Here is a 13,044-nt window from a genome sequence, read left to right on the forward strand (position 1 = left end):
CCACGCGCCCTCCGCGTCCCTGCCTGCGCCTGCCATCGCGCTACTATAGGGCCATGCCGTTCCAGCCCCCAGTTCCTGCACGGCGCCGCGACCGCTGCGTGCATCACGGCGCCGCGCCGCACCGCGTGTGTGCAGCGTCCGCAGCCGTCGCCAGCGTGCCGACAGCCGCTTGCGCCTCGTCTTTGCCTGCCCCTGGAGTCCTGCATGGCTAACCCGCCCGTGCCGCACCTGATCGTGGTCGGCGGCGGTTTCGCCGGGCTGTGGGCCACGCGCGCGCTGGCCAAGGCGCCGCTGCGCATCACCCTGATCGATCGCCGCAACCACCACCTGTTCCAGCCGCTGCTGTACCAGGTCGCCACCGCCGGCCTGTCGTCGCCGGACATCGCCGCGCCGCTGCGCCAGATCCTGCGCAAGCAGGACAACGTGGAAGTGCGCCTGGGCGAAGTGGTACGCCTGGACAAGCAGGCGCGGCAGGTGCAACTGGCCAGCGGCGAGACGCTGGACTACGACTACCTGCTGGTCGCCACCGGCGCCACCCATGCCTACTTCGGCCACGACGAGTGGGCCCGGCACGCGCCCGGCCTGAAGACCCTGGACGATGCGCTGCACCTGCGCCGCCACCTGCTGCTGGCGTTCGAACGCGCCGAAGCCGAGAGCGACCCTGCCGCACGCGCGGCCTGGCTCAGCTTCGCCATCGTCGGCGGCGGCCCGACCGGGGTTGAACTGGCCGGCACCCTGGCCGAGATCGCACGGCATACGCTCAAGCACGAATTCCGCCGCATCGATCCGGCCGAGGCCAAGGTGCGGCTGATCGAAGCCGGCCCGCGCGTGCTCGCCTCGTTCCCGGAGCGGCTGTCGGCCAAGGCGCAACGGCAGCTGGAAAAGCTCGGCGTGGAAGTGCTGACCGGCGTGCCGGTGGCCGACATCGACGCCAGCGGCTATCGGCTGGGCAGTACCTTCGTGCCCGCACGCACCGTGGTCTGGGCCGCCGGCGTGGCCGCCTCGCCGCTGGCGCGGACCCTGGACGTGTCGCTGGACCGCAGCGGCCGCGTGCAGGTCCAGCCGGACCTGAGCATCCCCGGGCATCCGGAAGTGTTCGTGGCCGGCGACCTGGCCGCCCTGCAGCAGGCCGACGGCAAGCCGGTGCCCGGGGTGGCGCCGGCGGCCAAGCAGATGGGCCGGCACGTCGCCGAGAACCTGGCCAAGCGGCTGCGTGGCGAAGCCGGCGACGCGCCGTTCCGCTATGCCGACTACGGCAACCTGGCCACCATCGGGCGCATGGCCGCGATCGTGCACCTGGGCCGCCTGCAGCTGTCCGGCCTGCTGGCCTGGTGGTTCTGGCTGGCGGCGCACGTGTTCTTCCTGATCGGCTTCCGCAACCGCCTGGTGGTGCTGCTCAACTGGGCCTGGGCGTACTGGAGCTACCAGCGCGCGGCGCGCATCATCCTCGGCGACGACGAACGCCCGGCCGAGCCTGCGCCCGCGCCAGCCGAACCGCCAGCGGCCGCGTGACACCCCGCGGCGGGGCTGCGATCCTAGCCGCCCTTTGCCGCTGCGCAGTGCCGTCTTGGCGACCTTTCTGTTCCTGCTCGACCTGCTCGGCACCTTCGTGTTCGCGATCAGCGGCGCCACCGTCGGCGTGCGCCACCGCCTGGACCTGTTCGGCGTGCTGGTGCTGTCGTGCGCGGCCGCGGTCTCCGGCGGCATCGCCCGCGACGTGCTGATCGGCGCCACCCCGCCGGCTGCGCTCGGCGACGCGCGCTACCTCGGCGTCGCCTGCCTGGCCGGGTTGCTGACTTTCTACAGCCACAACACGGTCGAGCGCCTGCGCAACCCGGTGCAGATCTTCGACGCGCTCGGCCTGGCGCTGTTCGCGGTGTACGGCACCAGCAAGGCGCTGGCGTTCGGCCTGGGTCCGCTCAGCGCGACCCTGCTCGGCATGCTCAGCGGCATCGGCGGCGGCATCGTCCGCGACCTGCTGGTGGCGCGCACGCCGGTGGTGCTGCAGGCCGAGCTGTACGCGGTGGCGGCCTTGCTCGGCGGCGGCGTGGTCGCCGCGGCGCACGCGCTGCACCTGCCGCAGCCGTGGGGATTGGCGATCGGCGCCACGCTGTGCTTCGGCCTGCGCTTCATGGCGATCCGCTATGGCTGGCACCTGCCGGTGGCGCGGCCGCCGCCGGAGCCGTAACCCGCAACCCGGGCGGCCGCAATGCGGCTCGGCAGCGCCGGTCTTCGCTCGCGTTGGCGCAACGAAAAAGGCCCGGAAAACCGGGCCTTTTTTGCTTCGCTGATCGATCGCCCGCGTGGGCGCCACACTTACGCAACGAACAACGCCTTCATCTTCTTCAGCGCGTTGGCTTCGATCTGGCGGATGCGCTCGGCGGACACGCCGTACTCGTCGGCCAGCTCCTGCAGCGTGATCTTGCTGTCGGCATCCAGCCAGCGGCGCTTGATGATGTCGCGCGAACGCGCATCCAGTTCGGCCAGGCCTTCGCGCAGCAGCTGCAGCTGGTTGTCCTCGCTGTCGGCGCGCTCGTAGGCCTGCGAGGGATCTTCCTCGGCGGCCATCAGGTAGGCGGCCGGCGACGGCGGCGCATGGTCGTCGTCGTCGTCGGACGGCGCATCGAAGCCGATGTCGCGGCCGGACAGGCGCGACTCCATCTCCAGCACCTCGCGCTCGGACACGTTGAGGTCCTTGGCGACCGCGGTCACTTCCGCCGCGTTCATCCAGCCCAGGCGGGTCTTGGACTTGCGCAGGTTGAAGAACAGCTTGCGCTGCGCCTTGGTCGTGGCGACCTTGACGATGCGCCAGTTCTTCAGGATGTACTCGTGCATCTCGGCACGGATCCAGTGCACCGCGAAGCTGACCAGGCGCACGCCCATTTCCGGGTCGAAGCGCTTGACCGCCTTCATCAGGCCGATGTTGCCTTCCTGGATCAGGTCGCCCAGCGGCAGGCCGTAGCCGTTGTAGCCGCGGGCGACGTGGACCACGAAGCGCAGATGGGAGTGCACCAGTTCGCGCGCCGCATCCAGGTCTTCCTGGTCGCGGTAGCGCACCGCCAGCGCGCGTTCCTCTTCGGACGTCAGCACCGGGATCTGGTGCACGGCGCCGATATAGGCATCCAGCGAACCGAGCGGACTGGGGATCGGGAGGTTGTTGGCCACCAGCGCGGTGGCAGGTATGGTCTGGCTCATAGGGCTCATCTTAGCAGTCAACTAACTAGACTGCTGGGTACAGTAAAAAGTTCCTGCGTTCCGTTTATGGAACATTCGAATCAGGAAACGGACTGTGACAGAAGCCACTGGAACGCTGGAAAAGACAGGCGTAACCGGTTACGAGCACCAAAACTAGCACCCGGGCTGCGAAATTTGCGTACACGCGGCGCGCTCCGGGCGACGCCGTCGAACCACGGTTCAGCCGCCGGCCAAGGCCGGGTCCAGCGCCGCGCGCGGCGGCAGGCTCCAGTCGATCGGCGTGGCGCCGCGGCGCCGCAGGTACTCGTTGGCCGCGGAGAAATGCTTGCAGCCCAGGAAGCCGCGGTGCGCCGACAGCGGCGAGGGATGCGGCGCCTTCAGCACGCGATGGCGGCGGGTGTCGATGACCTTGCCCTTGGCCTGGGCATAGCTGCCCCACAGCAGGAACACCAGGCCTTCGCGCTCGCGGTTCAAGGTCTCCACGACGTGGTCGGTGAAGCCCTCCCAGCCCTTGCCCTGGTGCGCGCCGGCGCGGCCTTCCTCGACCGTCAGCACCGCGTTGAGCAGCAGCACGCCGCGCTGCGCCCACGGCAACAGGCAGCCGTGATCGGGACGGCGGATGCCCAGGTCGTCCTCGATCTCCTTGTAGATGTTCAGCAGCGACGGCGGCACCGGCACCCCGGGCAGCACCGAGAAGCACAGCCCATGCGCCTGGCCGTAGCCGTGGTACGGATCCTGGCCGAGGATCACCACCTCGACCTGGTCGAACGGGGTCGCGTCGAACGCGGCGAAGATCTGCCGCCCGGGCGGGAACACGCGTGCGCCGGCGGCCTTGCGCTGGCGCAGGAACGCGGCCAGTTCGCGCATCTCCGGGCGCAGCAGCCAGTCGCCGACCCGCGCCTTCCACGAGGGTTCCAGTTGGATCCGGGTGTCGTCTTCGCTACTCATGCAGGTTCGGCAGATCGGTCAGAAGGTCACGGCAGTGTCGTTGAGCTTGGCCAGGCGCAGCTGGAACAGCACCTTGGTGACCAGCAGGCGCTCCTCGATCGGCTTCTGCACCAGATCGTTGGCGCCGGCGCGCAGCAGTTCGGACTGGTTGTGCGGATTGCTGTCGCCGGTCATCACCAGCACCGGCATGCGCCGCTTGCCGTAGGCGAAGTCGATGCGGATGCGCTGCACCACGTCGCGGCCGTTGAGTTCGCCCTTCAGGGTGACGTCGGTCAGCACCAGGTCGATGCGGCGGGTGGTGCGGCCCAGCGATTCGGCGGTGAGCAGCGCGAACGCGTCCTCGGCGGTCAGCACGTGCACCACGTGCAACTCCTGCCGCTCGAGCATGCGCTTGGTCGCCTCGGCCACCACGCGGCTGTCCTCGACATAGAGGATGGTGGCGCCGACCACCGGCTGCGGTTGCACGTAGCCGCGGATGAAGGTCGCCAGCGCCTCGTGGCCCAGCGCCTTGTCGAAGTAGTCGGTGACGTATTCGGTGAAGCGGCGTTCGACCAGGTGCTGCTGCGCATCGCCGGAGACCACGATCACCGGCACGTAGGCCTGGCCGGCGGCCTCGCGCACGCTGCGCGCCAGGGCCAGGCCGTCGCCGTCGGGCAGCGCCAGCGAGGTGGTGACCAGGTTCACCGGGCCGGCCTCCAGCGCGGCGCGCGCCTCGGCGATGCTGGCGCAGCCGACCACTTCCACATCCGGCAGCTCGCGGTGCAGCACGTCGGCGATCAGCTTGCGCACCAGCTTGGAGCCGTCCACGACCATCACCCGCGGGGCGTCGCTGATCAGGTGCTTGAGCTCGTGCCGGGACATGCGCGCCTCAGGTATCGGTGGGACGCGTCTGGCGCAGGAAGTGGCCGGTCACCAGCCAAGCGCCGAGCCAGCCCAGCAGCAGGGTGCCGAGCAGCACGAACGCCGAGTGCAAGGCGTCCAGCCCGTGCAGCGCGAAATGGCTGCCGTAGCTGTCGGCCAGTTCCGCCAGCGGCGGCCCCAGCGCCAGCCCGGAAGCGGCGATCAGACCCAGCGCCAGTACCCCGGCGCCGAAGCCGTACCAGGCGCCCAGGTACAGGAACGGGCGGCGGATGAAACCGTCGCTGGCGCCGAGCAACTGCAGCACGCCGATTTCCTCGCGTCGCGACTGGATGTCCAGGCGCACGGTGTTGCCGACCACCAAGGCCGCGCCAGCGCCGAGCAGCACCGACAGCACCTGCACCAGGCGCTCGCCGAAGCGCAGCCAGCCGTCCAGGCGCTTGCGCCACAACGCGTCGTGCTGGACCAGGTCGGCCTGCGGCAGCGCGCTCAGCGAGGCCGCCAGCTGCGCGTCGTCGGCCGCGGCCGGGGTGACGATCAGCAGCGTCGGCAGCGGGTTGTCGTCGAGCGCGTCCAGCGCCTCGCCGAGCCCGGCGCTGTCGCGCAGCTCGGCCATGCCCTGCTCGGGCGTGCGCAGCGCCACCGCGGCGACGTCGGCGCGGCCGCGCAGGGTCGCGGCCAGCGCGTTGGCCGCGGCGGCATCGATGTCGGTCTTCAGGAACACGTTGATGTCGCGCGACTGCTGCACGCTGCCGGCGAACTGCTTGAGGTTGTCCAGCGCGATCGACAGCCCCAGCGGCAACGCCAGGGCCAGGGCCATCACCGCCATCGTCAGCAGCGTCGCCCACGGCTTGCGCATGGCCCGGCCGAGGCTGTAGACGATGCTGTGCAGGTGGTGGTCCCACCACACGCCCAGGCGCGAGGGCGCGGCGGCGCCGCCGGCATTGCGTGCGCTCATTCGGCCAGGTCCTGCGGGGAGATGTCGTCGGCCAGGCGGCCGTGGTCGAGGATCAGCACGCGCTTGCGCATCTGCTTGAGCAACGCCAGGTCGTGGCTGACCACCAGCACGCTGGTGCCGCGCGCCGGCAATTCGGCGAACAGCTGCATGATCTCGGCGGCCAGGGTCGGGTCGAGGTTGCCGGTGGGCTCGTCGGCGACCAGCAGGCGCGGTTCGGCGACCATCGCCCGGGCGATGCCGACGCGCTGCTGCTCGCCGGCCGACAGCTGCGACGGCAGCGCCTTCTCGCGATGGCCCAGGCCCATCCGCTCCAGCACCGAACGCACGCGCTTGCCGATCTCGGCGCGGCGGGTGCCGCGCAGGATCAGCGGCAGCGCCACGTTCTCGGCGATGCTGCGGTCCATCAGCAGGCGGTGGTCCTGGTACACGACGCCGACCTCGCGCCGGTGCAGCGGCACGCGCCGCCCGCGCACCTTCAGCAGGTTGCGCTCGCCGAACAGCACCGCACCGCGCGACGGGCGCTCGCTGAGGTGGATCAACTTGAGCAAGGTGCTCTTGCCCGCCCCGGAATGGCCGGTGACGAACAGCATCTCGCCCTCCTCCACCTGGAAGCTGACGTCCACCAGCGCCTCGTGGCCACCGGCGTACTGTTTGCTGACATTGTCGAACCGCAGAACGCTCATCCGGCGATTATGCCGGAGCGGCCCGGGTTTTCGTCCACCGTGCGCGCGCCGCGAACGGTGGAGGACCGGTTCATCAGGAGCTGGAGACCAGCGAACGCAGCTTGCGGCCGAGGCGGGTCAGGAACGAATCGTTCGCCGCGGCGGCCGGCGCGGCGGCGCGCTCGCCCTGGCGCGCGGCCCTGACCTGGACCGGCTTGGCCGGCGCGTCGCCGGTCGCGACGGTGGCAGCAGTCGCCGCACTCTCGGCGCCTTCCAGCGGACGGCCGCCGCGACGACGCCGGCGCTTGCGTGGGGCGCGCTCGCCGTCCGCCGCAGGCGCGCCGTCGACGGCGGGGCGGGCAGGCTTGGGCGTGGGCGCCGCGACCACTGCGGCCGCCTCGGTGGCGCCCGCAGCCGGCGCTTCCGCAACGGCTGCGGGCGCTGCCGCGGCGTCGGCCGGGCGCGGGGTACGCGGGCGCCGCGGCTTGCCGTCGGCACCGCGCGCTTCGCCGCGGCCGCCGGCACCGCCAGGACCGCTGCGGCCGCCGCCGGGCTTGCCGCGGCTGCTGCCGCCGCCGCGCCGCTGCTCGTCGGCCTCGCGCTGCGCGCGCGCCTCGCGGAAGATGTCGCCGATGCTCTCGTCGGCATCCGGGTCGACCTCGGCCGCTTCGCCTTCGACCACCGCGCGCGGGGTGCGCGGCAGCGCCACCAGCAGTTCGGCGGTGACCGGCTCGACCGGGATCTTCTGCTCGATGTAGGCCTCGATGTCCGGCAGGCTCATCGCGTAGCGCTCGCAGGCGAAGCTGATCGCGTCGCCTTCCTCGCCCAGCCGCGCGGTGCGGCCGATGCGGTGCACGTAGTCTTCCGCGTCGAACGGCAGGTCGTAGTTGTAGACGTACTTGACGCCGTCGATGTGCAGGCCGCGCGCGGCCACGTCGGTGGCGACCAGGATCTCCAGCTGGCCCTTCTGGAAGCGGTTGAGCAGGGTCTCGCGCTTCTTCTGCGGCACGTCGCCGGACAGCACGCCGACCCGGTAGCCGTTGCGCTCCAGCGAACGCGCCACGCGCTCGACGAAGGCCTTGGTGTTGACGAACACCATGGTGCGCGCGCCCTCGCTGCGCGACAGCAGGCCCAGCAGCAGGGTCAGCTTCTCCTCGTCGGAGGGGAAGTAGATGCGCTGGCGCACGCGTGCGGCGGTGATGCTCTCGGTCTCGACCACGAGCTTTTCCGGCTCGTTCATGTGCTCGTAGGCCAGCTCCAGCACGCGGTGGCTGAGCGTGGCCGAGAACAGCAGGGTCTGCCGGGTGCCGCGCTCGGGCATGCGCCGCAGCAGGAAGCGGATGTCCTTGATGAAGCCCAGGTCGAACATGCGGTCGGCTTCGTCGAGCACGCAGATCTCGCAGGCGTGCAGCGACACCACTTTGTGCTGCTTGACGTAGTCGATCAGCCGCCCCGGGGTGGCGATGATCACGTCCACGCCCTGCTGCAGCAGTTCGCGCTGCTTGTCGTAGTCCACGCCGCCGTAGACCAGCGCGAAGCGCAGGCCCAGGTCGGCGCCGAACTTGACCGCGTCCTTGTGGATCTGGATCGCCAGTTCGCGGGTCGGGGCCAGGATCAGCGCGCGCGGATCCTCGGGCTTGCGGTCGGCCAGCGCCGGGCGGCTGAGCAGGCGGTTCATCACCGTCACCAGGAACGCCAGGGTCTTGCCGGTGCCGGTCTGGGCCTGGCCGGCCACGTCGCGGCCCGGCAGGGCCACCGGCAGGGTCAGCGCCTGGATCGGCGTGCAGCGGGTGAAGCCGGCGCCTTCGAGGCCGGCCAGCAGCGCCGGTTGCAGCTCGAACGCGGAAAAAGTCACATCGGTCAGCGGTTTGTCGCTCATCATTCCATCTTCGTCAGGCCACCCCGCCCGAAGCGTAAGGTCGCGGCTTGCATCGGCCCCGGCAGCGTCGCACACTGGCTACTTCCATGCCGGGTCGCGCGACAGGGGGAATCCCTTGATTTCGCCGCGCAATGCCCCAGTTTACCGCAATGCGGCGGCCACCCGGTCCGGCCGGTCGCATTGGCCCAGGAGATACCCCTAGTGAGCGATAAGGTCCTACACGTCGGCGACGCCGATTTCGATACCGCCGTGCTGCAATCCGGCGAGCCGGTCCTGGTGGACTTCTGGGCGGAATGGTGCGGCCCGTGCAAGATGATCGCCCCGGTGCTGGACGACCTGGCCGACACCTACGACGGCAAGCTCAAGGTGGCCAAGGTCAACGTGGACGAGAACCGCGCCACCGCGATCAAGTACCACGTGCGCTCGATCCCGATGCTGCTGCTGTTCAAGGACGGCAAGGTCCAGGCCACCCAGATCGGCGCGGTCGGCAAGGGCCAGCTGACCCAGATGATCGACAAGACCCTGGGCGGCGCCGCGGCCTGAGTCTGTCGCCGGCCGTTCCGGATCGGAGCGGCCGCTGTGATACCGGCCTGCAGCGACGCTGCCGGCCGGCTGAATCGCCCGGTAACGCCTGCTTGCCGTGGTTGCGTGGCGATGATAGTGTCGGCGCATCCGGTGGCATTCGCGCACCGCACCCCCTCTGGAAGATTCTCTTCTAGACCCCTTCCCAACCCGTTTGCCCCCACGCTGGGCGCTCGCACTCATAGCGAGGAATCACCACTTGTCCGATAACACCACCACCGAACCCGGGAGCGTCGACGCCCCCGCCGAGAAGCGCGCGCGCAAGCCGCGTGTCAGCAAGGCCGTTGCCGGCGCTGACGGCGGAGCCGAGCACGGCGCGCCGGCGCAGCCGAACCTGCCGCTGAACCCGGCGCCGGCCCAGGCCGACGCGCCGCGTCCGGCGCCGCAGGAACGCCAGGAGCGTGCCGCGCCGCAGGAACACGCGCAGGCCCCGTCGCAGCAGTCCCAGCCCCAGTCCCAGCCCGCTCCCGCCTCCGGCGGCGATGCCCAGGGCCAGGGCGGCGGCAACCAGAACGACGGCGGCGAGCCGCGCGAAGGCGGCAACCCGCGCTTCAACAACCAGAATCCGCAGAACCAGAACAACCAGAACAACCAGCAGGGCAATCGCCGCGACCGCTTCCGCAATCGCCGCGATCGCGATCGCGATCGCAACGGTGGCGGTGGCGGCGGCGGTGGCGGCGGCGGCGGTCGCTTTCCGGACAACGGCCTGCCCAACGACAACGGCGCCAACGAAGTGTTCGTGCCGCGCCCGCACGCCAACGTGCCGGAAGGCTTCCCGATCTACTCGCTGAGCGACCTGAAGCGGATGCCGGCGCAGAAGCTGCTGGACATCGCCGAGCAGCTCAACATCCAGGACGGCGTGGCCCGCGCGCGCAAGCAGGACGTGATCTTCGCGCTGCTGAAGGTGCTGACCCGCCACGGCGAAGGCGTCGCCGCCGACGGCGTGCTGGAAATCCTGCCGGACGGCTTCGGCTTCCTGCGCGCGGCCGAGGCCAGCTACCTGGCCGGCCCGGACGACACCTACATCTCGCCCAGCCAGATCCGCCGCTTCAACCTGCGCACCGGCGACCACCTGTCCGGCCGCATCCGCTTCCCGAAGGACGGCGAACGCTACTTCGCGCTGTCGATCGTCGACACGATCAACGGCGAGCCGCTGGAAGCGAGCAAGAACAAGGTCCTGTTCGAGAACCTGACCGCGCTGTTCCCGCGCAAGCGCTTCACCCTGGAACGCGGCAACGGTTCCTCGGAAGACATTTCCGGGCGCATCCTCGATCTGATGGCGCCGCAGGGCAAGGGCCAGCGCGCGCTGATCGTGTCCCCGCCCAAGGCCGGCAAGACCATGCTGATGCAGCAGGTGGCCACGGCGATCACCACCAACCATCCCGACGTGCACATGATCGTGCTGCTGATCGACGAGCGGCCGGAAGAAGTGACCGAAATGCAGCGCACCGTGCGCGGCGAGGTCATCTCCTCCACCTTCGACGAACCGGCCGCGCGCCACGTGCAGGTCGCCGAGATGGTGATCGAGCGTGCCAAGCGCCTGGTCGAACACAAGAAGGACGTGGTGATCCTGCTCGACTCGATCACCCGCCTGGCCCGCGCCTACAACAACGTGGTGCCGTCCTCCGGCAAGGTGCTCAGCGGCGGCGTGGACGCCAATGCCCTGCACCGCCCGAAGCGTTTCTTCGGCGCGGCGCGCAACGTCGAGGAAGGCGGCTCGCTGACCATCATCGCCACGGCGCTGGTGGAAACCGGCAGCAAGATGGACGAGGTGATCTACGAAGAGTTCAAGGGCACCGGCAACAGCGAAGTGCACCTGAACCGCCGTATCGCCGAGAAGCGCGTGTACCCGGCGATCGACATCAACCGTTCCGGCACCCGCCGCGAAGACCTGCTGATCGAGCCTGAGCTGCTGCAGAAGATCTGGATCCTGCGCAAGCTGCTGCATCCGATGGACGAGATCGCGGCGATGGAATTCCTGCTGGACAAGATGAAGAACACCAAGTCCAACGACGAGTTCTTCGGTTCGATGAAGCGCTGAGTCCAGCGCCGGCGCGACCTGGACGCCCCGCTTCGGCGGGGCGTCTGCGTTTGTGCGGGGCCATCTGCGCGAGCCGCGGCCGCGGCGCTCCGGCATCGCGCGATCCGACCGGTTTTCGACATGCCGCTGGCGATGCTGGCCCGGTCCCGATCCGGCGTGCCGCCCCATGCAGTCCACTGTCGCCAAAGTCGCACCGGTCACCCTGGCGTTCTGGGCGATGAAGATCTGCGCCACCACGCTCGGCGAGACCGCTGGCGACCTGCTGTCGATGACGTGGGAGGTCGGCTATGCGCTCAGCAGCGCCGTGTTGCTCGGCGTGTTCGCGCTGTCGCTGTGGGCGCAGTTGCGCGCGCGCCGTTTCCGCCCGTGGCTGTACTGGTGGGTGATCCTGACCACCAGCACCGCCGGCACCACCGTGTCGGACTACATGGATCGCAGCCTGGGGCTGGGCTATGCGCGGGGCGCGCTGCTCCTGAGCGGCGGCCTGGCATTGACCCTCGGCGCGTGGTGGCTGAGCGAACGCAGCCTGTCGGTCGAGCGGATCGATGGCGGCCCCGCGGAAGTCTTCTATTGGGTGGCGATCCTGTTCTCCAACACCCTCGGCACCGCGCTGGGCGATTACCTTGCCGACGACTCGGGGCTGGGCTTCCTCGGCGGCGCATCGCTGATCGGGGCGACGCTGGCTGCGATCGCTCTGGCCGGCGCGTTCACCCGCATCGACCGCGTGGCGCTGTCTGGGCCGCCTTCGTGCTGACCCGACCGTTCGGCGCCACGCTCGGCGACCTGCTGACCAAGCCGGCCGCCAGGGGCGGCTTGGATCTGGGTACCGCCGGCGCCTCGCTGGTGCTGGCAGCGATCCTGGTCGCGGTGCTGTATGCCAGCACTCGCCATCGCGCGATCGCTGCGACCACCAGGTAGCTCTCGGCGCTGCGGGAAAACGCCCCGCGACGCGGGGCATCTTCCAGCGCAAGCGGACAGCGGTGCCGGGAGCGCCGCCCGCTGGCGCTCAACTGCCCTGCTGCAGCGGCGTCAGCAGGCGCGGGCCGTTGTTGTCGACCATGTACACGCCGCCGGCCGACAGCGTGTCGGGCGAGAAACCCGACGCGTCCTTGCCGGTGTCCCAGGGCGCTCGCGCGCGCGGACCGGGGACATAGCTGATCCAATGCCCGTAGCTGCTGTCCATGCCTTCGTTGGGCTGGTCGCGCAGCGAATAGTTGACCGGAACGCGCACCGCCCAGTACGGCTTCGACACGTCCTCGCCTTCGGTCGGCGGGCGGAACGTCCACTTGCGCGCCGCCGCCAGTGCGCTCTGGGCGAAGATCTCGCGCAGCTTCTTCATCTCGCTCTCCGAGCCGACGATGCGCAGATTGACCTGCTCGACCGCGGCATCGGCGACGCTGCCGTCGCGCGCCACCTTGAGCACCAGGTACGCCGAGCCCGACGCGCCCACCCGGTACGCGGCTTCCGGATAGGACGGCGGCGCCATCTTCAGCGACGTCACCGCGCGCGGATCCTTGGGATCGTAGGCGGCGAAGCTGGCATGGCGGATCTCCACCTGATAGCTGTCGCCCTGCTGGCGCTTGGCCACGATGCGCAGCGTCATCGGCGCGCGCGCCGGCACCGGCTTGCCGTCGCGCAGCGCCGGCTCGAATTTCCACTGTTTCACCGAATCGCGCACGAAGCGGATCACGCCCTCGGGCAACCTGTCTTCCCGATCGATCGCCAGCGCCGAGACCGCGCCGTCGGGCTCGATGTCGATCTTGCCGGTCACCAGCAGGCTGTTTTCGACCTGCTTGCGCACCGCGCCAGGCCCGGCGCCGGCGGCGAACGCGGTGGCGGCGAACAACGCCAACAGCAGACTGCCCCAACGCCACATCGAGATTCCTGACTTGCTGTGCATCGCGCTGTCCTTGCATGGATG

At 70.0% G+C, this 13,044-nt stretch carries 11 protein-coding genes and 1 pseudogene; 5 read left to right on the top strand and 7 right to left on the bottom strand.

The window, feature by feature from the left end:
* Positions 1 to 204: 204 nt before the first annotated feature.
* Together JR064_RS11470 and JR064_RS11475 are read left to right on the top strand one after the other, a co-directional pair.
* Positions 205 to 1,512, top strand: coding sequence for an NAD(P)/FAD-dependent oxidoreductase (locus tag JR064_RS11470; RefSeq protein WP_206229813.1), 1,308 nt, complete (start codon positions 205 to 207; stop codon positions 1,510 to 1,512).
* Between the two features lie 55 nt (positions 1,513 to 1,567).
* Complete coding sequence (locus JR064_RS11475) at positions 1,568 to 2,188, top strand: trimeric intracellular cation channel family protein (protein WP_191825121.1); 621 nt, start codon at positions 1,568 to 1,570, stop codon at positions 2,186 to 2,188.
* Between the two features lie 128 nt (positions 2,189 to 2,316).
* Here the strand turns inward: JR064_RS11475 and rpoH are convergent, their stop codons facing one another.
* The 6 genes from rpoH to rhlB all read right to left on the bottom strand — a co-directional run bounded on the left by rpoH (position 2,317) and on the right by rhlB (position 8,500).
* Positions 2,317 to 3,195 carry an RNA polymerase sigma factor RpoH gene (gene rpoH / locus JR064_RS11480; protein WP_003469114.1) on the bottom strand — a complete coding sequence of 293 codons (879 nt, stop codon included), beginning with the start codon at positions 3,193 to 3,195 and terminating at the stop codon, positions 2,317 to 2,319.
* A gap of 219 nt (positions 3,196 to 3,414) precedes the next feature.
* Positions 3,415 to 4,143, bottom strand: coding sequence for a uracil-DNA glycosylase (gene ung / locus JR064_RS11485; RefSeq protein ID WP_191825120.1), 729 nt, complete (start codon positions 4,141 to 4,143; stop codon positions 3,415 to 3,417).
* Between the two features lie 18 nt (positions 4,144 to 4,161).
* Entirely contained in the window at positions 4,162 to 5,004 is an 843-nt protein-coding gene (locus JR064_RS11490; protein ID WP_179567758.1) for a response regulator, read from the bottom strand.
* Positions 5,005 to 5,011: 7 nt separating this feature from the next.
* Positions 5,012 to 5,959, bottom strand: a complete 948-nt coding sequence (gene ftsX / locus JR064_RS11495; RefSeq protein WP_179567760.1) for a permease-like cell division protein FtsX — start codon at positions 5,957 to 5,959, stop codon at positions 5,012 to 5,014.
* Positions 5,956 to 6,642, bottom strand: a complete 687-nt coding sequence (gene ftsE / locus JR064_RS11500) for a cell division ATP-binding protein FtsE (protein ID WP_047324490.1) — start codon at positions 6,640 to 6,642, stop codon at positions 5,956 to 5,958. The genes ftsX and ftsE overlap by 4 nt, the downstream gene beginning before the upstream one ends.
* A 73-nt stretch (positions 6,643 to 6,715) precedes the next feature.
* Complete coding sequence (gene rhlB / locus JR064_RS11505; RefSeq protein ID WP_206229814.1) at positions 6,716 to 8,500, bottom strand: ATP-dependent RNA helicase RhlB; 1,785 nt, start codon at positions 8,498 to 8,500, stop codon at positions 6,716 to 6,718.
* Positions 8,501 to 8,701: 201 nt separating this feature from the next.
* Here rhlB and trxA point away from each other — a divergent pair, with 201 nt between their 5' ends.
* The 3 genes and pseudogenes from trxA to JR064_RS11520 all read left to right on the top strand — a co-directional run bounded on the left by trxA (position 8,702) and on the right by JR064_RS11520 (position 12,041).
* On the top strand, positions 8,702 to 9,043 hold the full coding sequence (gene trxA / locus JR064_RS11510; protein ID WP_003465432.1) for a thioredoxin TrxA: 342 nt from the start codon (positions 8,702 to 8,704) through the stop codon (positions 9,041 to 9,043).
* Between the two features lie 238 nt (positions 9,044 to 9,281).
* On the top strand, positions 9,282 to 11,123 hold the full coding sequence (rho, locus tag JR064_RS11515) for a transcription termination factor Rho (protein WP_206229815.1): 1,842 nt from the start codon (positions 9,282 to 9,284) through the stop codon (positions 11,121 to 11,123).
* Positions 11,124 to 11,289: 166 nt separating this feature from the next.
* Positions 11,290 to 12,041, top strand: a pseudogene (locus JR064_RS11520) (COG4705 family protein).
* Positions 12,042 to 12,129: 88 nt separating this feature from the next.
* Here the strand turns inward: JR064_RS11520 and JR064_RS11525 are convergent.
* Positions 12,130 to 13,023 (bottom strand): energy transducer TonB, encoded by an 894-nt coding sequence (locus JR064_RS11525; protein WP_206229816.1) that lies wholly within the window; start codon positions 13,021 to 13,023, stop codon positions 12,130 to 12,132.
* Between the last annotated feature and the right edge of the window lie 21 nt (positions 13,024 to 13,044).

The organism is Xanthomonas bonasiae (assembly GCF_017163705.1).
In the GTDB taxonomy this organism is placed as follows: domain Bacteria; phylum Pseudomonadota; class Gammaproteobacteria; order Xanthomonadales; family Xanthomonadaceae; genus Xanthomonas_A; species Xanthomonas_A bonasiae.

Excerpts from the sequence above, each read along its gene's own strand:
- ftsX (WP_179567760.1), bottom strand. The coding sequence starts at position 5,959 with ATGAGCGCACGCAATGCCGGCGGCGCCGCCGCGCCCTCGCGCCTGGGC.
- rpoH (WP_003469114.1), bottom strand. The coding sequence starts at position 3,195 with ATGAGCCAGACCATACCTGCCACCGCGCTGGTGGCCAACAACCTCCCG.
- JR064_RS11525 (WP_206229816.1), bottom strand. The coding sequence starts at position 13,023 with ATGCACAGCAAGTCAGGAATCTCGATGTGGCGTTGGGGCAGTCTGCTG.
- JR064_RS11470 (WP_206229813.1), top strand. The coding sequence starts at position 205 with ATGGCTAACCCGCCCGTGCCGCACCTGATCGTGGTCGGCGGCGGTTTC.
- rhlB (WP_206229814.1), bottom strand. The coding sequence starts at position 8,500 with ATGAGCGACAAACCGCTGACCGATGTGACTTTTTCCGCGTTCGAGCTG.
- ung (WP_191825120.1), bottom strand. The coding sequence starts at position 4,143 with ATGAGTAGCGAAGACGACACCCGGATCCAACTGGAACCCTCGTGGAAG.
- JR064_RS11490 (WP_179567758.1), bottom strand. The coding sequence starts at position 5,004 with ATGTCCCGGCACGAGCTCAAGCACCTGATCAGCGACGCCCCGCGGGTG.
- ftsE (WP_047324490.1), bottom strand. The coding sequence starts at position 6,642 with ATGAGCGTTCTGCGGTTCGACAATGTCAGCAAACAGTACGCCGGTGGC.